The organism is Pedobacter sp. 05T44 (genome assembly GCF_056395985.1).
Genome location: NZ_JBFTKO010000017.1, coordinates 49698 through 74690, shown reverse-complemented (window position 1 = coordinate 74690; position 24993 = coordinate 49698). Strand labels below are relative to the sequence as shown.

The 24993-nt window shown below is 37.1% G+C and carries 25 protein-coding genes; 16 read left to right on the top strand and 9 right to left on the bottom strand.

Features of this window, described 5'->3' with window-relative positions; all coding sequences use genetic code 11:
* The first annotated feature begins 110 nt into the window (after positions 1-110).
* The 13 genes from AC1DDK_RS21545 to AC1DDK_RS21485 all read left to right on the top strand — a co-directional run bounded on the left by AC1DDK_RS21545 (position 111) and on the right by AC1DDK_RS21485 (position 12299).
* Complete coding sequence (locus AC1DDK_RS21545) at positions 111-587, top strand: GAF domain-containing protein (RefSeq protein WP_172663201.1); 477 nt, start codon at positions 111-113, stop codon at positions 585-587.
* The gene (locus AC1DDK_RS21540; RefSeq protein WP_172663200.1) at positions 580-1185 is read left to right on the top strand and encodes a DNA-3-methyladenine glycosylase; all 606 of its coding nucleotides are present in this window, start codon (positions 580-582) and stop codon (positions 1183-1185) included. The genes AC1DDK_RS21545 and AC1DDK_RS21540 overlap by 8 nt, the downstream gene beginning before the upstream one ends.
* A gap of 92 nt (positions 1186-1277) precedes the next feature.
* On the top strand, positions 1278-2564 hold the full coding sequence (kynU, locus tag AC1DDK_RS21535) for a kynureninase (protein ID WP_337714828.1): 1287 nt from the start codon (positions 1278-1280) through the stop codon (positions 2562-2564).
* A gap of 20 nt (positions 2565-2584) precedes the next feature.
* The gene (locus AC1DDK_RS21530) at positions 2585-3445 is read left to right on the top strand and encodes a bestrophin family protein (protein WP_172663198.1); all 861 of its coding nucleotides are present in this window, start codon (positions 2585-2587) and stop codon (positions 3443-3445) included.
* A 1-nt stretch (position 3446) separates the two neighbouring features.
* Positions 3447-4346, top strand: a complete 900-nt coding sequence (locus AC1DDK_RS21525; RefSeq protein ID WP_477634041.1) for a histone deacetylase family protein — start codon at positions 3447-3449, stop codon at positions 4344-4346.
* 2 nt (positions 4347-4348) lie between these two features.
* Positions 4349-6208, top strand: a complete 1860-nt coding sequence (topB, locus tag AC1DDK_RS21520; RefSeq protein WP_288883317.1) for a DNA topoisomerase III — start codon at positions 4349-4351, stop codon at positions 6206-6208.
* A 57-nt stretch (positions 6209-6265) separates the two neighbouring features.
* Entirely contained in the window at positions 6266-7357 is a 1092-nt protein-coding gene (locus AC1DDK_RS21515) for an MBL fold metallo-hydrolase (protein WP_477634040.1), read from the top strand.
* Positions 7358-7417: 60 nt separating this feature from the next.
* Positions 7418-7795, top strand: a complete 378-nt coding sequence (locus AC1DDK_RS21510; RefSeq protein ID WP_172663194.1) for a DUF1801 domain-containing protein — start codon at positions 7418-7420, stop codon at positions 7793-7795.
* Positions 7786-8583 carry a hypothetical protein gene (locus tag AC1DDK_RS21505; RefSeq protein WP_172663193.1) on the top strand — a complete coding sequence of 266 codons (798 nt, stop codon included), beginning with the start codon at positions 7786-7788 and terminating at the stop codon, positions 8581-8583. The genes AC1DDK_RS21510 and AC1DDK_RS21505 overlap by 10 nt, the downstream gene beginning before the upstream one ends.
* Positions 8583-9521 carry a tRNA (adenosine(37)-N6)-dimethylallyltransferase MiaA gene (miaA, locus tag AC1DDK_RS21500; RefSeq protein WP_172663192.1) on the top strand — a complete coding sequence of 313 codons (939 nt, stop codon included), beginning with the start codon at positions 8583-8585 and terminating at the stop codon, positions 9519-9521. Before AC1DDK_RS21505 ends, miaA begins: the two co-directional genes overlap by 1 nt.
* Before the next feature lie 141 nt (positions 9522-9662).
* The gene (locus AC1DDK_RS21495) at positions 9663-10166 is read left to right on the top strand and encodes a hypothetical protein (protein WP_172663191.1); all 504 of its coding nucleotides are present in this window, start codon (positions 9663-9665) and stop codon (positions 10164-10166) included.
* A gap of 184 nt (positions 10167-10350) precedes the next feature.
* A complete protein-coding gene (locus AC1DDK_RS21490) occupies positions 10351-10887 on the top strand; it encodes a DUF3347 domain-containing protein (RefSeq protein WP_288883320.1) in 537 nt (178 codons plus the stop codon).
* A gap of 122 nt (positions 10888-11009) precedes the next feature.
* Positions 11010-12299 carry a citrate synthase gene (locus AC1DDK_RS21485; protein WP_477634039.1) on the top strand — a complete coding sequence of 430 codons (1290 nt, stop codon included), beginning with the start codon at positions 11010-11012 and terminating at the stop codon, positions 12297-12299.
* Between the two features lie 56 nt (positions 12300-12355).
* On the opposite strand, the gene AC1DDK_RS21480 is transcribed toward AC1DDK_RS21485, so the two are convergent.
* The 5 genes from AC1DDK_RS21480 to AC1DDK_RS21460 are packed head-to-tail and all read right to left on the bottom strand — an operon-like array spanning position 12356 to position 17276.
* Positions 12356-13489 carry a DUF3667 domain-containing protein gene (locus tag AC1DDK_RS21480; RefSeq protein ID WP_172663188.1) on the bottom strand — a complete coding sequence of 378 codons (1134 nt, stop codon included), beginning with the start codon at positions 13487-13489 and terminating at the stop codon, positions 12356-12358.
* 44 nt (positions 13490-13533) lie between these two features.
* On the bottom strand, positions 13534-14799 hold the full coding sequence (locus tag AC1DDK_RS21475; protein WP_172663187.1) for a nucleoside permease: 1266 nt from the start codon (positions 14797-14799) through the stop codon (positions 13534-13536).
* Between the two features lie 60 nt (positions 14800-14859).
* Positions 14860-15474, bottom strand: a complete 615-nt coding sequence (locus AC1DDK_RS21470) for a bifunctional nuclease family protein (protein WP_172663186.1) — start codon at positions 15472-15474, stop codon at positions 14860-14862.
* A gap of 47 nt (positions 15475-15521) precedes the next feature.
* Positions 15522-16493, bottom strand: coding sequence for an electron transfer flavoprotein subunit alpha/FixB family protein (locus tag AC1DDK_RS21465; protein WP_172663185.1), 972 nt, complete (start codon positions 16491-16493; stop codon positions 15522-15524).
* Between the two features lie 45 nt (positions 16494-16538).
* Positions 16539-17276 (bottom strand): electron transfer flavoprotein subunit beta/FixA family protein, encoded by a 738-nt coding sequence (locus AC1DDK_RS21460; RefSeq protein WP_477634038.1) that lies wholly within the window; start codon positions 17274-17276, stop codon positions 16539-16541.
* Positions 17277-17362: 86 nt separating this feature from the next.
* Between AC1DDK_RS21460 and AC1DDK_RS21455 the strand changes: the two genes are divergently transcribed.
* Both AC1DDK_RS21455 and chrA read left to right on the top strand, forming a co-directional pair.
* Positions 17363-17698 (top strand): tetratricopeptide repeat protein, encoded by a 336-nt coding sequence (locus AC1DDK_RS21455; protein WP_172663183.1) that lies wholly within the window; start codon positions 17363-17365, stop codon positions 17696-17698.
* Positions 17699-17748: 50 nt separating this feature from the next.
* Complete coding sequence (chrA, locus tag AC1DDK_RS21450) at positions 17749-18912, top strand: chromate efflux transporter (RefSeq protein ID WP_477634048.1); 1164 nt, start codon at positions 17749-17751, stop codon at positions 18910-18912.
* A 13-nt stretch (positions 18913-18925) separates the two neighbouring features.
* Here the strand turns inward: chrA and dnaB are convergent, their stop codons facing one another.
* On the bottom strand, positions 18926-20500 hold the full coding sequence (dnaB, locus tag AC1DDK_RS21445; RefSeq protein ID WP_172663182.1) for a replicative DNA helicase: 1575 nt from the start codon (positions 20498-20500) through the stop codon (positions 18926-18928).
* A 206-nt stretch (positions 20501-20706) separates the two neighbouring features.
* Here dnaB and rlmB point away from each other — a divergent pair, with 206 nt between their 5' ends.
* Entirely contained in the window at positions 20707-21471 is a 765-nt protein-coding gene (gene rlmB / locus AC1DDK_RS21440) for a 23S rRNA (guanosine(2251)-2'-O)-methyltransferase RlmB (protein WP_172663181.1), read from the top strand.
* A 25-nt stretch (positions 21472-21496) separates the two neighbouring features.
* On the opposite strand, the gene AC1DDK_RS21435 is transcribed toward rlmB, so the two are convergent.
* The 3 genes from AC1DDK_RS21435 to AC1DDK_RS21425 all read right to left on the bottom strand — a co-directional run bounded on the left by AC1DDK_RS21435 (position 21497) and on the right by AC1DDK_RS21425 (position 24931).
* Positions 21497-22765 (bottom strand): Hsp70 family protein, encoded by a 1269-nt coding sequence (locus AC1DDK_RS21435; RefSeq protein WP_477634037.1) that lies wholly within the window; start codon positions 22763-22765, stop codon positions 21497-21499.
* Positions 22766-22854: 89 nt separating this feature from the next.
* Entirely contained in the window at positions 22855-23946 is a 1092-nt protein-coding gene (locus AC1DDK_RS21430; RefSeq protein ID WP_172663179.1) for a mannose-1-phosphate guanylyltransferase, read from the bottom strand.
* 19 nt (positions 23947-23965) lie between these two features.
* Positions 23966-24931 carry a KpsF/GutQ family sugar-phosphate isomerase gene (locus AC1DDK_RS21425; RefSeq protein ID WP_172663178.1) on the bottom strand — a complete coding sequence of 322 codons (966 nt, stop codon included), beginning with the start codon at positions 24929-24931 and terminating at the stop codon, positions 23966-23968.
* Positions 24932-24993: the final 62 nt, after the last annotated feature.

The window sequence follows — 24993 nt, the reverse complement described above, 5'->3', positions numbered from 1 at the left end:
ATATGATAGTTAAAATCGCAAATTTAGGGATTTTAATTATGCTTTTACCCATAGATGGCAGTATTGACTGCGTGGTTTTGTATTTTTGCAATTCATTTACATAGATTAAAATGGCAGAGGATTTACACATAATAACCGATATAAGTAAGGAGGAGCAATACCGCTCTTTGATTCCGCAAATCAAGGCTTTGATAAGTGGAGAAGACGATCAGATTGCTAACCTGGCTAATATTTCGGCAGCTTTAAAAGAACAGTTTAAGTGGTTTTGGGTTGGTTTTTATCTGGTAAAAGGTGACGAGTTGGTGCTTGGGCCTTTTCAGGGCCCTGTAGCTTGTACCAGAATAAAAAAAGGTAAAGGTGTTTGTGGTGCTTCATGGGAACAGGCAGAGACTTTGGTAGTGCCGGATGTGGATGCGTTTCCTGGTCATATTGCTTGTGCTTCTGCGTCAAGATCAGAAATTGTTTTGCCCGTTTTTAGCAATAATGAAATTATAGGAGTGTTAGATGTAGATAGTGAATATCTTTCTCATTTTGATGATATTGATGCTAAGTATCTAAAGGAAATAGTTAATTTAATAGATGCCTAAATTAGCCTATTCTTTTTATCAAAATACCGACGTAAATGATCTTGCTGTACAGTTGCTTGGTAAGATGTTGTTTACCCGAATTGATGGCGAATTGACTGCTGGAGTTATAGTTGAAACAGAAGCTTATAAAGGAATAGATGATAAAGCGTCTCATGCGTATGGAGGGCGCTTTACAAACCGCACTCAGGTTATTTATGAAGAGGGTGGCTTGTCCTATGTTTATCTCTGTTATGGCATTCATCATCTTTTTAATGTTGTTACCGCACCAAAAGGGACGCCACATGCTGTTTTAATTAGAGGGATTGAACCTGTAAAGGGAATAGATATAATGCTTAGGAGGAGGAATATGGTAATATTAAAGCCTAATATTACTGCAGGTCCGGGAGCACTTTCAAAAGCGATGGGGATAGATAAAGGCTTAAATGCAAAAGATCTATTGGGAGATGAGATATGGATTGAAGATAAAGGAATTGTTTTTCCTGGTGATCAGATCGTTTCATCAGCAAGAGTTGGTGTTGATTATGCCGAAGATCATGCTTTGCTTCCCTGGAGATATTACATCAGGGGGAATAAATTTGTGAGCAAACCCAACAAATAAAACTGATTTTTATAGTAGGTAAAACCATTATTGTTGATAACAAATGATGCAGGTGATTTATTTATCTGCCTTTTTTATTKATATTTGAATCGATGAATTTTGAGAACAATTTGGCCTTTGCTCAAAGCCTAGATCAGGCAGATCCGCTTAGTAGTTTTAGGCATGATTTCTTATTTCCGCAACAAAATGGAAAACCATTTATTTATCTGTGTGGTAATTCTTTAGGATTGCAACCTAAAGCTGTACGTAAGGTAGTTGATGAGCAGTTAAACAACTGGCATAATCTGGCTGTAGAGGGTTGGTTTGAAGGTGATAATCCGTGGATGTTCTATCATAAAGAGCTGAAAAAACTGATGGCACCATTGGTTGGAGCAAGCGCTAAAGAGGTTTGTCCGATGAATACCTTAACGGTTAATTTGCACTTATTGATGGTAAGTTTTTATAAACCCGTTAAAGGTAGATTCAAGATCATCATGGAGGCAGGTGCCTTTCCGTCAGACCAATATGCAGTTGAAAGCCAGGTTCGATTTCACGGGTATGATCCTAAAGAAGCGATTATTGAGGTGGCCCCAAGAGTAGGTGAATATACATTAAGAACAGAAGATATTTTAACACAGATTAACGAACATGGCGATGAAGTAGCATTAGTTTTATTTGGAGGGGTAAATTACTTTACCGGGCAATGGTTCGATATGGAAGCCATAACCAAGGCAGGGCATGCTAAAGGGGCTATTGTAGGCTTTGATCTGGCACATGCTGCAGGTAATGTTCCATTAAAATTACACGATTGGGATATCGACTTTGCCTGTTGGTGTTCTTATAAATATCAGAACTCAGGACCAGGTGGAATAAGTGGCATTTTTGTTCATGAAAAGCATTTTACAGATACCACACTGAATCGCTTTGCAGGATGGTGGGGATATCAGGAAGCGCAGCGATTTAAAATGGAAAAGGGCTTTTTGCCAGAAGCAAGTGCAGATGGGTGGCAGGTGAGCTGCACTCAGGTAATGCCTATGACATTGTATTTTGCCTCATTGCAAATTTTCGAAAAAGCAGGGTTTATTGAGCCATTAAGAGTTAAAAGTAAAACTTTAACTTCTTATTTGTTTTATATTATAGATCAGGTTAATATGGTATTGGGGTTTGAGCAATTTGAAATTATAACCCCTCTAAGTGAAAACGATCGTGGCGCTCAGGTATCTATTATTGCAAAACAGAATGGAAAAGAGATTTTTGAGAAATTAACAGCAAATAATGTTCTGGGCGATTGGAGGGAACCTAATGTAATCAGACTGAGTCCGGTTCCTTTATATAATTCATTTGAAGATGTATTTCGTACGGGCGAACTTTTACTTCAGATTGCTAAAGGTATTATTTAGTACTATTTAAGAGATTTAATATGATAAACTATAATCCAAAAGACTGGTTCACTTTTATCTTTCATGTCCATAAGGCGGATACAATTCGGAAATTGTGGCCACTAATGATTAGCGTAGCCATTTTTTCGGCTATAATCGCCTTTTTAGAACTTAACTATCTGAAACTGGCAGAAACTACCTATGTTAAAAATATAGGAATGATGCACAACCTGCTGGGTTTTGTAATCTCTATGTTATTGGTATTTAGAACCAATACTTCTTACGACAGGTGGTGGGAAGGTAGGAGGCTTCTGGGCGCACTAACCAATGTGAGTCGTAATTTTGCAATAAAGATTAAGTCGTTAAAACTAAAAGAAGAACATGTAGAGTTTTTTGAATATGGAATTCCGAAGTATGCCTTTGCTTTAAAAGAGCATTTGAGGGAAAAACAGTATTTCGGAAAAAACAGTTTCCTTATTGAGGTTGATGGTGGGAAGCACATTCCTAATCAGGTAGCGGCCAGTATTTCATCTAAAGTTTTTGAGTTGCAGGCAGCAGGAACTATCAGTCAGGAGCAGTTAATTATACTTAATGCAGATGTTCAGCAGTTTACTGATATATGTGGTGGCTGTGAGCGAATTAAGAATACACCTATTCCGTATTCTTATAGTGCTTTCATTAAGAAATTCATTTTCATATATGTAATTACTTTGCCATTTGGATGGGTGTTTAGCTTAGGTTACTTTGTGGTTCCTATTGTGCCATTTATACTGTATGTACTGGCCAGTTTGGAGCTCATTGCAGAAGAGATTGAGAACCCTTTTGGATCTGATGCAAATGATTTGCCTGTTGACGAGATTTGTAATAACATTGAAAAGCATGTAGAGCAAATATTGCGATAAGATGGTTAAAATTGCCTGGCATCCTTTATTTGCACATCCTTTACCAGAGGGGCATCGTTTCCCAATGCTTAAGTATGAGTTGATCCCCGAGCAGTTATTACACCAGGGATTTATAACTAGTAAGAACCTTTTTGCTCCTGATAAAGTAAGTGAAGAGGTGATTTTGCTGACGCATAAGGAAGAGTATTKGGAGAAGCTAAGGGATTTAACGCTTCCTGCAAAGGAACAGCGAAGGATTGGGTTTCCTTTAACAGCACAGTTGGTAGAGCGCGAGGTGAGAATTGCCCAGGGAACGATAGATGGTGCCATTTATGCAAAGCAGTTTGGTACAGCTTTTAATGTTGCAGGTGGTACACATCATGCCGGGAGCAATTGGGGCGAGGGGTTTTGTTTGTTGAACGACCAGGCTATCGCGGCCAATTATTTGCTGAATAATGGCTTAGCTAATCGGATCTTAATTGTAGATTTAGATGTTCACCAGGGAAATGGTACAGCAGAGATCTTTTATGGTGAGCCGCGTGTATTTACATTTTCTATGCATGGCGACAAAAATTTCCCATTTAGAAAAGAGCAATCTGATTTAGATATAGCATTGGAGGATGGAATTGAAGACGAATTGTATTTAAGTAAATTAAAATCACGTTTGCCCGCGCTGCTAAAACATAAACCTGATTTTGTATTTTACTTATCAGGAGTAGATGTACTTAGAAGCGATAAGTTAGGTAAGCTGGCTTTATCAAAAGCGGCTTGTATGGAAAGAGACAGGATGGTATTGCAGTTTTGTAAAGACAATAATTTACCCGTTCAGGTGAGTATGGGCGGAGGGTATTCGCCAGATATAAAAGATATAGTGGATGCACATTGCAACACATTTAAAGTTGGTATAGATATTTTTGAATAATTATGAAGATTGTTATTGCAGAAAAGCCTTCAGTGGCTCGTGAGTTGGCTAAAGTCTTCGGCGCTACTACAAAAAAAGACGGCTATATAGAGGGTAAGGGATATTCTTTTACCTGGGCATTTGGGCATTTGCTTCAATTGGCTCCTCCTCAAGAGTATGGTTTTATTGGATGGAGGAGGCAACATTTACCAATGCTGCCTAAAAAATTTAAGCTTGGTATTAGAAAAATAAAAACCAAGGATGGGTTGGTGGAAGATCCGGGCGTTAGGAAACAGCTGGACATCATTAAGAAATTGTTTGATGAAGCTACCGAGATCATTGTGGCAACGGATGCCGGGCGGGAAGGTGAGCTTATTTTCCGTTATATCTACTATTTTTTGAAATGTAAAAAACCCTTCAAAAGGCTGTGGATCTCGTCGCAAACTGACGAAGCGATTAAGGAAGGTTTTAGAAATCTAAAGCCGGGAACAGATTATGATACACTTTTTAATTCGGCACATTGCAGATCTGAATCAGATTGGCTGGTAGGAATGAATGCAACCCAGGCACTTAGTATATCGGCAGGAGCGCGGTCGGTGCTCTCATTGGGAAGGGTTCAAACACCTACTTTAGCAATGATCTGCTCCCGCTTTCTGGAAATTAAGCATTTTGTGCCGCAACTATATTATCAGCTTGCCATACAGTTAGACAAGGATGGTCAGCTGTTTAAAGCAATTTCCGTAAATAACTTTGATAAGAAGGAGGAAGCAGAAGAATTGTTCGCAAAAATTGAGGACGTTGCATCTGGTTTTCCAAATGGGGGTAAGATCTTAACTGTAGAAGCAAAACCAAGAAAAGAACCACCTCCCTTATTACATGATTTAAGTAGCTTACAGCAAGAAGCCAACAAACGCAAAGGGTTTACAGCAGATCAGACGCTGAACTTGTTGCAGGGCTTATATGAAAGTAAATTGGTTACATATCCCCGTACAGGGAGCAGGTATATCGGTGATGATGTTTTTGCTGGTGTTCCTAACCTGATAGATAAGCTGAAGGTGCATAAGGATTTTGGGAAACAGGCCGATTTTCTACAAACGGCACCTTTGAATAAGAGAAGTGTAAATGCAAAGAAGGTAACGGATCACCATGCTATTTTGCCTACAGGAGAATCTCCTTATCAATTGAGTGGCGATAAACAGGCCATTTATGATATGGTAGTTGGCCGGATGCTTGAAGCGTTCCACCAGGAATGCGTAAAAGAAATTACAAAGATAACAATTGAAGCCGGATCAGTTTTTATGGCAAATGGAACAGTAATTCGTTCTGCTGGCTGGAGATCGGTATTTAATGAATCGGATGACGAAAAGAAGGATGAAGAAAATCCATCATTACCGAAAGTAAAGGCAGGCGAAGAGCTTCCCATTGTAAATAAGGCTTTACTTGAGAAGCAAACAAAGCCTAAACCGCTGTATAATGAAGCGTCCTTATTAAAAGCCCTTGAAACCTCAGGAAAAGATATAGAGGATGAAGAATTGAGGTATGCAATGAAAGACAGCGGATTGGGAACTCCCGCTACCAGGGCTGCTATTATTGAAACCTTGATTAACCGTGAATATATTGTTAGGGAAAAAAGAAACCTTGTTCCTACAACTAAAGGCTTAGCGGTTTATGATGTGGTAAAAGATCAGAAAATTGCACAAGCAGAATTAACCGGACAGTGGGAAAAGAGATTGGAGGAAATCCGCTCAGGCGCGTCGGTAGCTGATTTTAAAGCTGAAATTACTGATTATACCAGGACTATTACGAACGAGTTGTTACAATCGGGAATGGGACTGGCAGAAAAGTTCGCAAAAGACGAGAAGCCGGAAGAGAAAGTAAGTTAAGAGATCAGAATTTTTTGTAAGTATATTCGCTTACATTAACCATATGAAAAGAAGATTATGTATTCCATACTGATTTTTATTGCTGTGTTTGTGCTGTTTACAGTTTGGGTGCTTAACTTTCCTATTTTCGGGCGAGTACCTGAAGGTGCTCGCTTAGCGCGTATAAAAAAATTACCTAATTATAGGGATGGTGCACTTGAAAACTTGTCGCCAACCCCTATGAAACCTGATAACGTAAGTTATTGGGATATGATAAAAGGAATGTTACGGGGCAATGTAAATGGGGCTCCTAAAAGTCCGGTACCTACCATTAAACCCGACTTTACACAAGATGCTTCCGAGACTAAAATAACCTGGTTTGGGCATTCTTCTTATCTGGTACAAACAGATGGCCAAAATATATTGGTTGACCCCGTGTTAAGCGAAAGGCCATCTCCATTTTCATTTATCGGGACCAAAAGGTTTTTAGGGACAGATTTTTTAAAGGTCGAAGAGTTTCCTGAACTGGATATTGTGTTAATTACTCATGATCATTATGATCATCTGGATTATGAAGCCATTTTAAAATTAAAGGATAAAACAAATCGCTTCATAGTTTCATTAGGTGTAGGATCACATTTGGAGAAGTGGGGAGTGCCTGCTTCAAGGATTACTGAAATGTCATGGGGAGAGGAAATTGTTTTTAATACGCTGAAATTTACTGCGCTTCCTGCCCGTCATTTTACTGKAAGGAAGTTTAAAAGAAATCAGACGGTATGGTCTGCATTTGTTTTACAAACATCAAAAGATAAATTGTATTTAGGGGGCGATTCGGGATATGATACACATTTTAAAGATGCCGGCGAGCAATATGGACCCTTTGATATTGCAATATTGGAATGCGGGCAGTACAATACCTACTGGCCTTTAATACATATRTTCCCTGAGCAAACTGTTAAGGCTGCAATAGATTTGGGTGCAAAGGTTCTGCTGCCTGTTCACTGGGGGAAATTTAAATTAGCTATGCACGACTGGAATGATCCGATTATTAGGGTTGTTAATAAGGCAAACGAAGAAAGTTTGAAAATTGCTACTCCATTAATGGGTGAATCTGTAATTTTAAATAAGAATTATCCTTCTAGCAAATGGTGGTTGGCCGATAACTTATAATCTTAAACAATATTGATAAATAGATGTTGTTTATCTGATAGTCATCTATAACTTAAAACAATGAAAACTGATTTTGTAGAAATTTTTCAAACCATTAGGGCATCGCTGCAGCCTTATGCTACTGTGGGTTTTAGTAATAGAGTAAACAGTGAAACTTCCTTTGACCTTTGGAGTGACAAGAATGTAGTGATTGAAGGAAAGCAAAGAAATGAAGTTTTCTTTGCAAGCGTAATTATACAAAAGGGACATGTGGGTTTTTATTATATGCCGGTATACACAGAGCCTGATATGAAAAAGATTTTTGGTCCTGATCTGCTTAAGTTGTTAAATGGTAAATCATGTTTCCATATCAACAAACTGGATGACGCATTGATGTTGCAAATAGAGGAAGCTCTGGCGGCTGGGTTTAAACTTTATAAAGAAAAGGGTTGGGTATAAAACCAGTTTGGCAACAAGATGTAATTACCAGTTTTGGGAATATTGGTATTACCACACATGATATTGAATCGTTAGAATACAAACTGCTAACCATTGGAGCAGGGGAGGTTGTAATTAACCTTATTCCACTTATAAATGCTTATCGCCCTGAAGATCTGATATTGTTGCAAGAGCAATATCAATTGAAAAATATTTCTGTAGTGCATTTATGGGAAGATATATGGGAAACTAGAAAAGCACAGGTAATAGGACGAATCTCTTCTATTCTTGGTCTGAATAAACGTATTCATGCGCGCAAAACTAAGATTATTCAAATTACACAAAAACAGGCCGATGATTTCTTAAATAATAATCATCTGCAGGCATCGGCCAAATCTAATTACAAATTCGGGCTAAGTTTAGATGATCAGATTATTGCAGTTGCTTGTTTTAGTAACCTCAGGTATATGAAAGGACTTAGTCCAGGCTACAGATCTGCTGAGCTAATCAGGTTTGCCAGTTTATCTGGTTATACGGTTATCGGAGGTTTTACAAAGTTATTACAACATTTTATTAAGACCTATAAGCCAGATGACATAATGAGTTATGCGGATAAGGATTGGTCGTTAGGGAAAGCTTACGAGCAATCGGGTTTTAAACTCGCTGATGTTACACCGCCTTTGGAGATTTGGCTGAAGAAAGATACTTTGGTTAGGTACTTTCCTCATAGGTTACCGGCTGAGTTTATCCAAGAGGAGTATTTAGAGATTTATAATACTGGTAATTTAAAATATATTTTATACTTATAATGCATCAAAATCCTTTGTTGATCATTTTGGGGCCAACTGCATCTGGTAAAACCAAGCTCGCTGTGAAATTGGCCGAAGCGCTAAATGGCGAGATAATCAGTGCAGATAGCAGGCAAATCTTTAGGGGTATGGATATTGGTACTGGCAAAGATCTTAGTGAGTATGCGGTGAATGGAAAAATTATTCCATATCATTTGATCGATATTAAACAAGCAGGAGAAAGATATAACGTAAACGAATTTAAAGAGGACTTCTTTGCTATTTTTCAGAAATTAACTGACCAAAATGTACTTCCTATACTTTGTGGTGGTACAGGGATGTATGTTCACAGTATTCTTCAAAATCATGAATACACCGCTATACCAGTAAATAGTGAACTGAGGGACACCTTAAAAGAACTGAACAATGAGTTATTAAGGAACAAGTTGTCTGCTTATCCATCCGAATTTACAAAACAGGCAGATCAATCATCCCATAAAAGAATGATCAGGGCAATTGAGATTGCAGAATACCTGATACATAACGATTTGCAATCAATTGAAAGACCTGGAATTGATCCACTGGTGATTGGTTTGACATCGGATGTTGAGTTGCGGAGACAGAAAGTGATCAATCGTCTTGAGCTTAGGTTTAATGAAGGTATGATAGATGAAGTGAAAGGGTTAATTGCTGAAGGAGTTACTAAAGAAGATCTTGTTTTTTATGGCCTGGAGTATAAATTTATTGCAGCTTATCTTTTCGATGAGCTTAGCTATTCGGAATTAAAAGAAAGACTTGCTATAGCGATTTGCCAATTTGCAAAACGCCAAATGACCTTTTTTAGGAAGATGGAGAAGGATGGTGTTAAAATAAACTGGTTTAATACAGAGTTAAATCCGGATGAGTTACTTGATGGTGTTCTAAGTATTTATAAATTGAAATATAAGGATCGTAGTTAAGCTATGTGATATAATTGTTAGTGTTATTTAAAAGTTGTTATTCGTATAATAATATATTTCTTTTCAATGTATGGCATGCAATTTGTAAATGATCAGGTGTATAGCAAAAAAACTATGCATTAAATTTAAATAAACGATCAAATGAAAAATTCTACAAAATTCTTTGCGACTGCAGTAGCTGCAGTGGCGTTATTTTTTACCACTAATGCCAGTGCTCAAAAACTAGGTATTGGAGTGAACCTGGGTGTTCCAACGAACGATGGTTATAGTTTTGCTTTAGGGGCTGATGCCAGACTTCAGTTTGACGTATCGAAACAAATATCTATTCCTGTAACTACAGGTTATACTCATTTTCTTGGAAAAGAAGTGGCAGGAGTTGATGTGCCTGATTTTGGTTATATTCCACTAAAAGCTGGTGTGAAAATATTCTTTGATGAAACAGGTTCAGGTCTTTACGGTTTAGGTGAACTGGGAGCTGCTTTCGGAGTTACCAATGGTTCAGGAACTTCGTTTCTTTATTCACCTGCATTAGGTTATTCATGGAGCAATGGTTTGGATTTGGGAGTGAAATATGAAGGACTTTCAAAAGGAGGAGGAAATTTAGGACAAGTAGCTTTACGTGTAGCTTACGGGTTCAAGTTATAATGCTGAAATTGAATATTTATTTAAAGCCTCTGAATTTTTCAGGGGCTTTTTTAGTTATTTAAATATAAAATAGGTATTTTAACCAAAAAACAATGCAATGGAGCTATTTTAGGCCTGTACAAGCATGATTTTGCTATTTTAGAGCTACAATAGATTCATAGATTCATAAAAATATAGATAAAGTATGAAAAAATATCTTGCGGCCGGAGTGCTTTTAATGGCTCTGTCTTGTACAAATACAGATAAAACAAATACGCAAGCCTCAACAGATAATATATCTGAAAGTAAGGTAGCTACTACTGCTGTTGTTGAATTAACCGATAGTAAAGTTCAAAATATTTATGATGGTTATATCTATTTAAAAGATGCTTTAGTAGAATCAAAGTTTGAAGATGCCCAAAAAGCTGCAACACAATTAAAGACCAGCCTTACTAATTTTCCAGGTTGTGAGAATACGGCTATAATTGCAGAAAAAATAGCTTCGGCCAAAGACATAGCCTCGCAAAGAAAAGAATTTACTTATTTGAGCTCAGATGTAATTGCGATGTTTAAACACGCAGATTTGAAAAAAGGCTCTATTTATGTTCAACATTGCCCTATGGCCAATAAAGGAGAGGGCGGGGATTGGCTGGCTTCCGAAAAACAGATTCAGAACCCTTATTATGGAGATGAAATGATGGATTGCGGCGCAGTTTTGGAAGAGATCAAACCCAGTAAGTAGTTGTTAATCTTACTTGATTTTGACCCACATTTAATAATTATTTAACAGCTTTGTTATAGTTGATTTAATGCTAATAGAAAAGGATTAGTTAGTTTTGTTTATTATAAATTTAAGATATATATATGTMAGATATTGCAGAAATTAAGATTGATGGGAAGATATACGAATTCCCAGTTATAACAGGTTCCGAAGGAGAGAAGGCCATAGATATTTCCAAACTTAGAGACTTAACAGGTCATATTACTTTAGATTTTGGCTATAAAAACACTGGGTCAACAAAAAGTGCCATCACTTTTCTTGATGGTGAAAAGGGAGTTCTAAAATATCGTGGTTATCCAATTGAAGAATTAGCGGAAAAGTCAACATTTCTTGAGGTAGCATATTTACTTATATATGGAGATTTACCTAAACAAAACGAACTGAACGATTTTCAGGCTCAAATTAGCAGACATACGCTAATTCATGAAGATATGAAGAAGTTCCTCGATGGATACCCTTCAAAATCTCATCCAATGGCGCAATTATCTTCATTGGTTTGTTCATTATCAACATTTTATCCTKAATCGTTAAATGCAAATTCATCAGCAGAAACGATGGATTTAACAATGATTAAGTTGTTGGCTAAATTTCCTACAATTGTATCTTTCATTTATAAAAAATCATTAGGTCACCCACTTATTTATCCTAAAAATAAGTTCGATTACGTTAGTAATTTCTTAAACATGATCTTTGGGCAACGCACCGAAGAAATAGAAATAGACCCTGTAGTAGTCAGTGCAATGAACACATTGCTTATTCTTCATGCTGATCATGAGCAAAATTGTTCTGCATCAACTGTAAGAATGGTAGGTTCTTCTGATTGTAATTTATATGCTTCGGTATCTGCAGGTATTGATGCCCTATGGGGGCCATTACATGGTGGAGCTAACCAAGCTGTAATTGAGATGCTGGAGCGTATTAAAGAAGATGGTGGAGATACCGAAAAATGGATCAACAAAGCAAAAGATAAGAATGATCCTTTCCGTATGATGGGTTTTGGACATAGGGTTTACAAAAACTTTGATCCAAGAGCTAAAATCATTAAAAAGGCATGTGACGATATTTTAGAGAAATTAGGTATTGATGATCCTGTTTTAGAAATTGCTAAGAAACTAGAAGAAGCAGCATTAAGTGATCCGTACTTCGTTGAGCGTAAGCTTTATCCTAATGTTGATTTCTATTCAGGTATAATTTACAGAGCACTTGGTTTCCCAACGGATATGTTTACAGTTCTTTTTGCTTTGGGCCGTTTACCAGGATGGATTGCTCAGTGGAAAGAAATGCACGAAAATAAAGAGCCTATTGGCCGTCCACGTCAAATATATGTAGGTCATACAAATAGAGAATTTGTTGCTATAGAAAAAAGAAAATAGATTAAACATATATCTTAAATAAAAAAGCCTTAGCTGTTCAGCTAAGGCTTTTTTATTTATACAAAGTAATATATGAATCGCTCAATTACCCATTCAGAAATGAAAGCTGCCATCATATACAAGAAGCAGAGTGTTATCATTTTCTTAATGGTCACCTTTCTGGAACGCTGGTAGAATACAGTTAAAGCTTTATAGAGATACCAGATAATCCCAATAATTACTGCCCACTTGATGAGATCACTTATTGAGGATCCCGTACCGAATAAATCCCTCCTCAAAGGAACTGTAACTATTTGGGTAATAAAAAAAGCAGTTGTTCCGTGTATAGTAAATATAAGGTGATCTAGATAATAGATGTGGTTTCTTCTGAAATTCCACATAATAAATAAAGCTAGTAAAGGCATCAATAGGAAGTATTGTTTTGGCCTGTAATGTTCAAGTTCTTCTTTTACGGACCAATTACCTGATGCCGATTTTTGGTTTATAGCAATTTCACGTTTCTTAAAAATTCTATCGATCCATGAATCACGATCTGCTTCATTTAGCTTTTGCTGTCTTAGCAAGTATGAACTATAAGTACTGTCTTGTTTAATAATGTGTGATTTCTCATAAGACTCTAACACATCGTCGTATTCATTGGTCTTTAAACTATCTACTATATGTTTAAGTTCAGTAATTTTCTTTTCCTGATCTGAGAAACTAAGTGATTTAAATTCGGCTAAGTCGAGCTTTCTTTGCACATATGTTGCCGATTTTCCAATAAAAGAATCATCCTCAAAATCTCCATCCTCCAGGGTTTTTTTTAGTGCTTCTGTTTTTGATTTTGCTGAATCCTTACTTGCAGAAGAATGAAACTCTACTGCTTCGGCTTTGTGTTCCAATTTATTTGGAACTACAATGAAATAAACAATAGAAACAAAGATATACATACTAACCGGATTGATATATCTGGCCCTTTTACCAGCTAAATAATCCAGTGTAACTTCTCCCGGTTTTGTAAGTAAGGGTGATAAAGTTTGAAAAAACTTATTGTCGAAGTGGAAATAATGAGCTATACTGTGACTTATGAACTGCCAGAAATTTTCTTTAAGCTCCAGGTTAGCCTGTCCACAATTACTGCAATAATGTTTTTCTACATTCTGCCCGCAATTCAGGCAATTATGTTCTTTTCTATATTTACCAGTCGACATAAATCTATTAAAAACGGTTACTAAAAAATCCTAAAACAATTGACTTAGTGGCTCATTGCTTTTATAGCTGATTCCTCTGCACGGTTATGTTTATACTTGAAAATAAAAGGAAAAATAACAGCAAGTACTAAGGCATATGATGCAAAAGTAATCCAGATTCCCTGCCAATCCTTACTATGGTCGGCATAAGTAAAAAACTTATCAATAATTAACCCGCTTGTGAAACTTCCAAAAAGTGCTCCAAAACCGTTTACCATCATCATGAATAAACCCTGTGCGCTGCCTCTTATTGAGGCATCAATTTGAGTTTCCATAAATAAGGAACCCGAGATATTGAAAAAGTCGAAAGCCATACCGTAAACAATACAAGATAGGATGATCATCCATAAACCTCCTGCCGGATCAGCAAAAGCGAAAAGACCAAATCTTAGCACCCATGCAAGCATACTTAGCAACATCACATACTTAATTCCAAATTTCCTTAAGAAGAAAGGTATTGCAAGAATAAATAGTGTTTCAGATATCTGGGAAATGGACATTATAATTGCAGGGTATTTAACAGCAAGTAGGTTTTCGTACTCCGGGATATTTTTAAAGTCGTGCAAATAGGTATCGCCGTAGGCATTTGTAAGCTGTAGAGCTGCCCCTAAAAACATAGAGAAAAAGAAAAATACCGCAAATTTCTTTTGCTTAAATAATGTAAATGCCCTTAAACCCAGCGCATCAACAAATGACTTCGAATCAATTCTGTTCGCAAGGGGAGGGCATTTAGGTAATGTAAAGGCATAAATACCTAAAGCCAGTGAAACAGCCGAAGCAATATAAAATTGATTAGAGGATGCCTCGTTTCCTGAAAGACTTACAACCCATAAAGCGGCAATAAATCCAATAGTTCCCCAAATCCTGATAGGTGGATAATCTTTTACAACATCTTTCTGAGCACTTTTTAATGCTGAATAAGCTACTGTAATAGACAAAGATAGCGTTGGCATGTAAAAGAACATGTTTACTAATATAACCCAGAAAAAGGTAGTGGGATTGTCTACAAGAGGCAAAGAGAAAAGGCTAACTGCTCCAAGGATGTGTAAAATTCCGTATAGTTTCTCTGCATTAATAAAACGATCGGAAATGATACCCATAAGAGCGGGCATAAAAATAGCCGAAATACCCATGGTAGAGAAGATTGCTCCAAACTCTGAGCCAGACCATCTTTTATTTTGAAACCAATAAACTCCGATAGTAATGAGCCAGGAACCCCATATAAAGAATTGTAAAAAATTCATTAGAGTTAAGCGAAACTTAACATTCATAAATAATAGTTTAGTTGGTTTTTTAAAGTAATGGCTGAATATAGAACTATTTTAAAATTGTTAAGCTGAATTTCTTTTATTTATTTCATCACGAATTCTGGCAGCCTTCTCATAAGCTTCTTCAGTAATCGCATCCTGAAGTTTTTGCTGGAGTTCTTCCATACTCAAAGCTTTGTAGTTAGTGCCTGGAATTGAAGTGCTGATATCTTCTGAGCCCTGTTCTTTTGGAATGCTATCTATATTTTCAAGAAATAGGAAATCATTTCCCTCAATTACAATTCCTGCTGAAGATAAAATGAATTCATAGGTATAGATAGCGGCATTAAAACGAACAGCCAAAGCTATCGCGTCTGAAGTCCGGGCATCTATTTCATGAGTGGTTTCACCATCGGTACAGATCAATTTTGCAAAAAAGACACCTTCTACCAAGTTATAAATCAAAACTTCCTGTATTTCAATGTTATAAGTTTGGGCAAATGTTTTGAACAGGTCATGAGTTAATGGCCTGCTTGGCGTCATTTTTTCAATTTCTATGGCAATAGCCTGTGCCTCAAAGGCGCCAATAATTATAGGCAAACGTCTTCTTCCGTTTACTTCGCCAAGAACCAGGGCATATGCTCCTGATTGGGTTTGGCTATAGGATAAACCAACAATATCGAGTTTTACTTTTTTCATATTAAATAATATCCGGCAAATGCAGATTGCCCTTGCCGGATATTTAATTAACCTTTATGTGCTTTTAATGCTTCTATTAATTTTGGGACAACTTCAAATGCGTCGCCAACAATTCCGTAGTCGGCTACTTTAAAGAAAGGTGCCTCAGGGTCTTTGTTAATTACAACAATAACTTTAGATGAACTAACACCGGCCAAATGCTGTATTGCACCTGAAATACCTATTGCAATATATAAGTTCGGACTGATGGCGATACCTGTCTGACCAACGTGTTCAGAGTGAGGTCTCCAGTCAGCATCAGAAACCGGTTTAGAACAAGCAGTTGCTGCACCAAGAAGATCAGCTAGTTCTTCAATCATACCCCAGTTTTCAGGACCTTTTAACCCTCTTCCCGCCGATACAACAAGTTCTGCATCAGGTAAGGAAACCTTATTGGTTGCTCTTACTATTTCTTTAACGATAGCAGTAAGATCAGTTGCTTTAACTTCCGGATTAAATGCCTCAACGGCTGCATCAACTGCTGATTCTTTAACGCCAAACGCATTTGGATTTAAAGCTATAATTTTAACCGCTGAAGTTAATTCTGTAATTGCAAAAGCTTTACCTGAGAAAGCAGTCTTTTTTACAAGAAACTTACCACCGTCTAATTGAGGTAGTTCTACAGCCCCATCTACTAATCCGGCTTTAAGTTTAACAGCCACACGAGGAGCCAGGCCTTTTCCTGAGAAAGAGTTTGACAACACAACTACGTCTGCATTTTCTTTTTTTGCTGCTTCAGCAATAATTGAGGCATATGCCTGATTTACGAAATTCTTGAGCTGATCATTAGAAACATTTAAAACTTTAGAAGCTCCGTATTTACCTAATGCTTTAAGTTCACTTTCATCAACATTACCAATAGATATAGCGGTTAAACCGCCACCTTGTTTATCTGCAATGGCTTTTGCATAAGATACTGCCTCGAAAACAGATTTCTTAAATTTGCCATCTACTTGTTCTACATATACTAAAACTGACATACGATCTTTATTAAATAATTTTTAAACTCTGAAATAGAACTTCAGTTAGATAACTTTAGCCTCCTGATGTAATAAGTCGATTAATTTAGCGGTCTCTTCAGCAGGAACCAGCTTAACTGCACCACGTGGAGGAGGGGTTTCAAATTGCTGCACTTTAGCAACCTGCTCAATTTCTTTAGCTTCAACAACTACAAGAGGTTTAGTTCTAGCAGACATAATTCCTCTCATGTTAGGTATTTTAGGTTCTGCAGTTCCTTCTGCACAACTTGCAATAAACCTGCCAGTTACAGAAACAACTTCTTTACCACCTTCAATTTCGCGGTCAATTGTTKCAGTTGTTCCATCGTAATCTAATTTTTTAATGATAGAGATAGACGGGATGTCAAGGAATTCGCCAATCATTGCAGCAACCTGAGACCCATTATAGTCTATAGATTCGCGACCGCAAAGGATCATATCAAATTCAGTAGTTTTAGCGTATTCTGCTATCTGATAAGCTGTAAAATAAGCGTCTCTCGGAGTAGCGTTAATTCTGACTGCGTCATCAGCGCCAATAGCAAGTGCTTTTCTTATGGTCGGTTCTGTCTGGCTTTCTCCAACATTTATTACGGTTACCGTTCCTTTACCACCCTCACAAAGTTCAATAGCTCTTGATAAGGCAATCTCATCATAAGGGTTAACAATAAATTGTACACCTGCGGTATTGAATTGTGTATTATCGTTAGTAAAAGTTATTTTTGTTGTTGTGTCGGGCACATTACTGATACAAACTAATATTTTCATATGTATAAATTTGTTTTAAAGGTAATGAAGCTGTTTTAGCTTAAATTGTCTTTTTGCAAATCTAATTAAAAAAGCAGGGATTAAAAATGCAAAGTACCCGATTAACCAAACTATTAAACTTTTTAGAGAGCGAACCTAATGATCCTTTCGTTTTGTATGCCCTTGCAACAGAATATAATTCAGCAAATGACTTTGAAAAAGCATTTGAATACTATCTGAAACTAGTTGCTGAGCATCCTGATTATGTTGGGACTTATTATCATCTTGGAAAGTTGTATGAAAAAACGGGGAAAACTGAAGAGGGAATAAAAATATATCAAAAAGGTATGCTTGCAGCCAAAAATAAAAGGGATATGCATGCTTTTTCTGAGTTACAAGGCGCGTATAATTCTGCAGCAGGTTTAGATTATGAAGATGATTAATTACTAACAGATTGAGCAGTAAGAAGCAACTTTTGTTTATCAGAAATGTGATGCTGTTCACGTTTACTGCTTTTGGGGGTGCGCAAGCGCATCTGGCTTTATTGCTTAAGTATTTTGTAAAGGATGCCAAATACATCACAGAAGAAGAATTGCTGGAGCTGAATGCCTTGGCGCAGGTATTGCCAGGACCCGCATCAACTCAAACGCTTGTTGGCATTGCATATAAAGTAGGAGGGTTAAAACTTTCTTTAATAACATTTTTAATCTGGATTTTTCCCTCTGCTGCTGTTATGACTTTTGCAGCCATTAGCTATGCAAAGGTTGATCACAAAGAAAAGTTTGTAGAGATATTGGAATATATACAACCGATAGCTTTGGGTATTGTTGCTTTTGGGGCATATAATCTTTCAAGAAGGGTGCTGGTTTCGCAGTTGTCTGTATTTCTGGCTATTTCAGCTATAATTTCTACCCTTGTATTGAGGAATGCCTATGTATTTCCTATTGCAATTTTAATAGGAGGTATGATTTCATCTGCTTTAGATGCTCCAAAAGAGGAAAGTGAGATTCGAGTAAAGCTATTCTCAAATATAAATCCCAAAAAACTGATCTATTTTGTAGGGGTATTATTATTTCTGGCCTTATTAGGGGCCATTATTAACCGTACTTCGCCTTTTAGCTTGCCTATCAGGTTGTTCGAGAACTTTTACCGCAATGGTATCTTTATTTTTGGTGGTGGACAAGTGCTGGTCCCACTTATGTTTACTGAATTTGTGCAAATGAAGCATTACCTTCATTMTTCAGGGTTTCTATCTGGCTTTGCATTGCAACAAGCCTTACCGGGTCCTACATTCTCATTTACAAGCTATGTTGGCGCACTAAGTATGAGAAACTTTGGTTATGGAGTAACTGGCCAGATAACGGGAGGGATAGTAGCCGTTTTAGGTATCAATTTGCCTGGATTGATTTTGGTGTTATTTATTGTTCCCTTTTGGGAAGATCTTAAAAAGATAGCACGTATTAAATATTCGTTATCCGGGATAAATGCTGTAAGCGTGGGTTTTATTATTGCTGCATTTATTCTCCTTGTAAAGCCAATTGGTATGGACTTTACAGCAATAACGGTTTTAATAGTAACATTTCTTATTCTGAATTTCACTAAAATAAGCCCGCCTTTTATTGTTTTGGGTGGTATATTGTTAGGCTACTTTTTATAGCTCCATTGGCTGATTAGAACGGAGCATCTTCATCATGCATGTCATCCATGCGCGATGGTTTAATGATTACATTTCCGGTGGGTCTGTCAAAATCTTGCGAAGGATGCATACCTGCACCAGGACTGTCCATAGAGAATGAAGTAGGTGCAGAGAAGCTTTCTTCCAAATCCGCAAATTTCACATACTTACCAATAAAGCGTAGCGGTACAATTCCGGTTTCACCGTTACGGTGTTTTGCAATAATTACCTCACCAATACCAGCTTGGGAGCGTCCCTGCTCATCTTCGGTAATACCATAATATTCTGGTCTGTATAAGAATAGTACCATATCCGCATCCTGCTCGATAGATCCAGATTCACGTAAATCCGATAGCATTGGTCGTTTTCCGTTAACACCAGGTCTGCTCTCTACGGCACGACTTAACTGCGATAGTGCAAGTACAGGTACATTTAGTTCTTTGGCAACAGATTTAAGCGCTCTTGATATACTACCAATTTCCTGCTCCCTGTTACCACCGCCGCTTTGTCCTTCTCCCTTACCATGCATCAACTGCAAATAATCGATGATGATTAATTGCAGGTCATATTGAGATTTAAGCCTTCTGCATTTTGCTCTGAATTCAAAGATGTTAAGGGCAGGGGTATCGTCTATTAATAGTGGAGCCTCTGTTAAGGTTCCTATTTTACTATGTAGCTGTTGCCATTCCCATTCTGCCAGATTTCCTTTTCTGATTTTTTCCTGCTCAATCTCGGTTTCTCCTGAAATCAAACGATTTACCAATTGAACAGACGACATCTCTAATGAGAACACTACAACGGGTCTTTTAAATTCTACAGCTGCATTACGTGCACAGGTTAGAACGAATGCTGTTTTACCCATCGCCGGACGAGCTGCAATGATTACTAAATCTGAAGGTTGCCATCCACCTGTAATACGATCAAGATCAGTAAAGCCGGATGGAACACCTGTTAACCCATCGCTTTTACCACGAAGCGCTTCTAAGGTGGCTAAAGATTGTTTTACAATCTCATCCATCTTTTGTGTATCTCTTCTTAAATTGTTCTGAGCAATATCAAATAAGTTCTTTTCTGCATGATCCAGCAAATCGAATATATCTGTGGTGTCCTCGTACGCATTCTGAATAATCTCTGAAGAGATCCTGATCAATTCCCGCTGAATATATTTTTGGGAAATGATACGGGCATGGAATTCTATGTTCGCTGCTGAAGCTACTCTATTTGTCAGGTTAGTGATATAATAAGCGCCCCCAATCATTTCTAATTGTCCGAGCGTTCTCAATTCAGAGGTAACGGTTAAAATATCTACTGGTTTGGATTTCTGAAAAAGCCCCTGAATTGCTTCAAAGATTTTTTTATGCCCTTCATGATAAAATACTTCGGGTTTTAGAATGTCAATTACGGTAGATAGGGCATCTTTTTCGAGCATTAATGCACCAAGGACAGCTTCTTCAAGGTCAATTGCCTGAGGCGGGATCTTTCCCATCGTGGTCATAGAATTACTTAATCTATTTTTCCGCGCTGTAAAGTTTGCCTTGTCTTGTCCTTGTGTTCCGTTATCGCTGCTCATGAATACAAAAATAGACAAAAATTAGGTCTCTTCTTAAAATCTTTATGAACATTCCCACAACTTAAATTCATTCGTCTTAACATGACTTTCGTGAATTCGAACAATTTCCTAACAGCAAGATGTTGATAAGCAAAACACTCGCACTTAAAAATTAGGTTAAATTAATCGCAATTTTTGAGCTATTTTTGCGCTTCAATTTAAAGGAAATGGAAAACTCAAGAAGGTCTGCCAGACCTAAAGAAAATAATGAGTTCGTATTTGGTATACGTGCAGTAATAGAGGCTATTAAGGCTGGTAAAGATATAGAGAGTATTTACATACAACGTAGTTTAACTGGCGAAATTATCTTGGAGTTAAAACAGCTGTTAAAGGAGGTTGATGCGCCGGTGCATAATGTTCCGGTAGAGAAATTGAACCGGATGACCCAAAAGAATCATCAGGGAGTAATTGCTGTAATTTCATCCATTACCTTTCAAAAAATTGAAGATATCATCCCATTAGTTTACGAAAAGGGAGAAACACCTTTAGTTTTGATTCTTGATGGAATTACGGATGTAAGAAATATGGGTGCAATAGCCAGAACTGCTGCCTGTGCAGGAGTACATGCTATAATTGTGCCTACTAAAAATTCTGCACAGATCAACGCTGATGCCATTAAGACTTCGGCAGGAGCTTTGTTTAGTATACCGGTATGCAGACATCCAAATCTTCAAAAAACGGCATTGTTTTTACAGGAATGCGGTTTACAGATTGTTGCTTGTACTGAAAAGACCAATGATTTAATATACGCTCCGGATTATACAGCCCCAACAGCCATCGTTATGGGAGCAGAGGATGAAGGTATTTCGAACGAAATTATGAGAATGGCCAACCACCTGGCTAAAATCCCAATGCTTGGCGAAATCAGTTCATTAAACGTATCTGTTTCTGCAGGTATTATCCTGTACGAAGCGATAAGACAACGTTCGTAATAGTTGGAATGATAAGTTTAACTTATCATTCCTCAAATAAATATCCGCTATAGGCAAGTCCTTTAGCTACACTAATAAAATTATCTCCCGAATGCACTGGTGTATTTGGGAATTTTGTTTTAAAGAGGTCCTTGATTGCAGCAACCATAGATGTACCTCCAGTAAGGAAAAGGCTATCGATATCATTTACAGCGATCTGATGATTTAATAGAAAATCATCTAAGTAAGCACTTATCTTTTTAACATCTTTTTGAATAATGCCATTATACTGATCAATGGATACTTCATCGTTAATTTCAATATCCATTTTTGAATACTGAAACTGCGAAACAGGAAGTGACGATAATTCCACTTTTGTTTTTTCAACTGATTGAAAAAGAGAATATCCTAGATTATTGTCGGTAAGTGTAATCAGATTTTTGAATTTTMTATCCTGCTTAGAGTAATGATAATAGTTTTGAAGATCATTTTTAATCTTAATTCCATTAAAAAAGTTCATTTGTTCCCAGGAGCATATATTCGCAAATAAAGAAACCGGGACTGTAAGCATTTTTCCTGGTGCAGCTTCGTATAGCGTGTGTTTTCCAAAATGAGGTGTTCCTTTGTCCCACATAAATGCAGAATCAAAGCTGTCGCCCCCAATATAAATACCCCCAGTTGCAATTATATCCTTTCTTCTATCTTTACTACCAACCTTCGCCGGGTCAAGCTCCAGATAGGTAAAATCAGTTGTTCCACCACCTAAATCCGCTACAAGTACTTTTTCCTTTTTAGATATTGTCTTTTCATATGCAAAAGCAGCACCTATGGGTTCAAACTGGAATCTTACTTCTTCAAAACCGGCGTTTTCTGCTGCTTTGTTAAGTCTTTTTTGTGCAAGTGCATCTTTTGTGGTATTGTCATCGTCAAAAAAGACAGGGCGACCGATAATGGCCTTTTTACAATCATAACCAATAACCTCATCGGCTTTGTCCTTTAATTCCTTTAATATCAGGGTAACAAGGTCTGAGGCGTTAAATTTTTTGTTATGAATTCTGGTTTCTATAAAACTGCTTCTTGGAAGAATACGTTTTATAGATTTCATGAATCTCCCTTTCATTCCATCCTTTATGTATTGAGCTATAGCCTGGTCGCCCACCACATATTTTAAGGGCTCTGTAGTACTTTGCTCGCTTTGGAAATAGAGTATTGAAGGAACAATAATTGTTTTTATGATTTCCTTTTTCTCTTCATCAAAAATTGATAGGGCTGAATTGGTTGTGCCGAAATCAATTCCATATAAAAATTTAGACATTGCAACAGTAAAATTGGACGTAAATAAAACGACACATCCGGATTAAGGTCTGGCCCGATCCGGATGTGTTAAAAGATAATTAAATGGGGTTAAATATATTTTGTGCCGAATTTCGATTTTACATCAGCAACAATTTGTTTTATGCTTTGTTCAGATGATCTAGGGCAAATTAATAGTGTATTGTTTGATTCTACAACGATGTAATCATGTAAATCCTGCAAAATCACCAATTTGTTCTTTGGTACATTTACCATGCAGTTYGATGAGTTAAACATCATTACCTTTTCTGAAGGAATTACTGCATTGCCAACATAATCATGCTCAGCAATATCATAGATAGAGGCCCAGGTTCCAAGATCCGACCAGCCAAAATCAGCAGGTAATACATAAACATTATCTGCCTTTTCCATAATCCCGAAGTCAATAGAAATATTAGTACACTGTAAATATGCATTTCCAATAAATTCGACTTCGCTAGCTGTATTATATAAATCATTTCCCTGATGAAATATCTCGTACATATCAGGTAAATGCTTAGAGAAAGCATTGTTAATTGATTTTGCAGACCATATAAAAATCCCGGCATTCCATAAGAAGTCGCCGCTTTGTACAAAAGATTTGGCCAAATCTAAATTAGGCTTTTCAGTAAAGATTTTTACTTTGTGGATTTGCTCATCAGTTTTTAATGAACTCTCGGTGTATTGTATATAACCATAGCCTGTATCAGGTCTGCTGGGTTTTATGCCTAAAGTGATCAGACAATCATTTTCAGATGCCGCTTTTAAGGATTGCTCAATTGCCGCGATAAAAGCATCCTGATTGGTAATGGTATGGTCAGAAGGTGCTACTACGATAGTTGCATCTGGGTTAATCTGAGCAATTTTCATCGATCCATAAGAAACACAAGGAGCTGTATTTCTCATTATAGGTTCTGCCAGAATTTGATTCTCATTCAAATCAGGTAGCTGCTCTTTTATGATATGAGTATATATCTCGTTAGTTACTACAAATATATTTTCTGGAGGACAAATCTTTAAAAAACGATCGTAAGTACTCTGTATAAGTGTTTTTCCAACACCAAAAAAATCAATAAACTGTTTAGGATATTCTGTTCTGCTCACTGGCCAAAAACGGCTTCCAACGCCGCCAGCCATTATTAAGGCGTAATTATTATTATTCATATCTGATATTACAGTCTCTTTAAATTATACCTTCCTGTAAAAGGTCGTGAAAATGTATCATGCCAAAATAGGTTCCATTGTCGGTAACCAGTAGTTGCGTAATGTTGTTTTCTTTTATCATATCCAAAGCAGTCATTGCTAAAACCTCTTTGTCTACTTTTTTTGGATTGGGGTTCATTAAGTCGCTCGCTTTAATATCGGCTAAATTAGAATGTTTTTCCAGCATTCTACGAATATCTCCATCAGTAATTATCCCCAAAATAACATTGCTTTCAATAACAACAACAGCACCCAAACGGTTTTGACTAATTTCGATTATGACATCTTTAACTGATGCCGAAGGATGAATAGTGGGTTTCTCGTTCTTCAGGGCAATATCTCCGGCTTTTAAATAAAGTTTTTTACCTAGTGCTCCACCTGGATGGAAGCGGGCAAAATCGCCTTCATTAAAATTGCGTGCGTTTAACAAAGCAATAGCCAAAGCATCGCCCATAGCTAGCTGGGCAGTGGTACTGGTAGTAGGGGCCAGGTTATGCGGGCATGCTTCTTTTTCAACAAAGGTGTTCAATATAAAATCGGCCTGCAAAGCCAAATCAGAATTTAACTGACCAACCATACCAATCATAATGTTGCCGGCTTGTTTAAGTAATGGTGTCAACACCTTTATTTCAGGAGTATTTCCACTCTTGGAAATACAGATTACAATGTCGTTTTTTTGGATCATTCCGAGGTCTCCATGCACAGCATCTGCTGCATGCATAAATATGGCCGGAGTACCAGTTGAATTAAAAGTTGCTACAATCTTTTGCGCAATAATGGCGCTTTTTCCAATTCCGGTTACAATTACACGACCCTCACTTTCAATAATTAGGTCAATAATCTTAACAAAATCGTCATTTATGTTTTCAATTAAGCCTAAAATAGCCTGAGCTTCTAACTGTAAAGTGCTAACAGCGTCGTCGATAATAGATTTTTTACTTTTCAAACAGAATTATTTAGTATATTGATGCTTTGAATTTGTGCAAAATTATGTTATTTTGAAGTAAA

Excerpts from the sequence above, each read along its gene's own strand:
- AC1DDK_RS21545 (WP_172663201.1), top strand. The coding sequence starts at position 111 with ATGGCAGAGGATTTACACATAATAACCGATATAAGTAAGGAGGAGCAA.
- AC1DDK_RS21540 (WP_172663200.1), top strand. The coding sequence starts at position 580 with ATGCCTAAATTAGCCTATTCTTTTTATCAAAATACCGACGTAAATGAT.
- kynU (WP_337714828.1), top strand. The coding sequence starts at position 1,278 with ATGAATTTTGAGAACAATTTGGCCTTTGCTCAAAGCCTAGATCAGGCA.
- AC1DDK_RS21530 (WP_172663198.1), top strand. The coding sequence starts at position 2,585 with ATGATAAACTATAATCCAAAAGACTGGTTCACTTTTATCTTTCATGTC.
- topB (WP_288883317.1), top strand. The coding sequence starts at position 4,349 with ATGAAGATTGTTATTGCAGAAAAGCCTTCAGTGGCTCGTGAGTTGGCT.
- AC1DDK_RS21510 (WP_172663194.1), top strand. The coding sequence starts at position 7,418 with ATGAAAACTGATTTTGTAGAAATTTTTCAAACCATTAGGGCATCGCTG.
- miaA (WP_172663192.1), top strand. The coding sequence starts at position 8,583 with ATGCATCAAAATCCTTTGTTGATCATTTTGGGGCCAACTGCATCTGGT.
- AC1DDK_RS21495 (WP_172663191.1), top strand. The coding sequence starts at position 9,663 with ATGAAAAATTCTACAAAATTCTTTGCGACTGCAGTAGCTGCAGTGGCG.
- AC1DDK_RS21490 (WP_288883320.1), top strand. The coding sequence starts at position 10,351 with ATGAAAAAATATCTTGCGGCCGGAGTGCTTTTAATGGCTCTGTCTTGT.
- AC1DDK_RS21480 (WP_172663188.1), bottom strand. The coding sequence starts at position 13,489 with ATGTCGACTGGTAAATATAGAAAAGAACATAATTGCCTGAATTGCGGG.
- AC1DDK_RS21475 (WP_172663187.1), bottom strand. The coding sequence starts at position 14,799 with ATGAATGTTAAGTTTCGCTTAACTCTAATGAATTTTTTACAATTCTTT.
- AC1DDK_RS21470 (WP_172663186.1), bottom strand. The coding sequence starts at position 15,474 with ATGAAAAAAGTAAAACTCGATATTGTTGGTTTATCCTATAGCCAAACC.
- AC1DDK_RS21465 (WP_172663185.1), bottom strand. The coding sequence starts at position 16,493 with ATGTCAGTTTTAGTATATGTAGAACAAGTAGATGGCAAATTTAAGAAA.
- AC1DDK_RS21455 (WP_172663183.1), top strand. The coding sequence starts at position 17,363 with ATGCAAAGTACCCGATTAACCAAACTATTAAACTTTTTAGAGAGCGAA.
- dnaB (WP_172663182.1), bottom strand. The coding sequence starts at position 20,500 with ATGAGCAGCGATAACGGAACACAAGGACAAGACAAGGCAAACTTTACA.
- rlmB (WP_172663181.1), top strand. The coding sequence starts at position 20,707 with ATGGAAAACTCAAGAAGGTCTGCCAGACCTAAAGAAAATAATGAGTTC.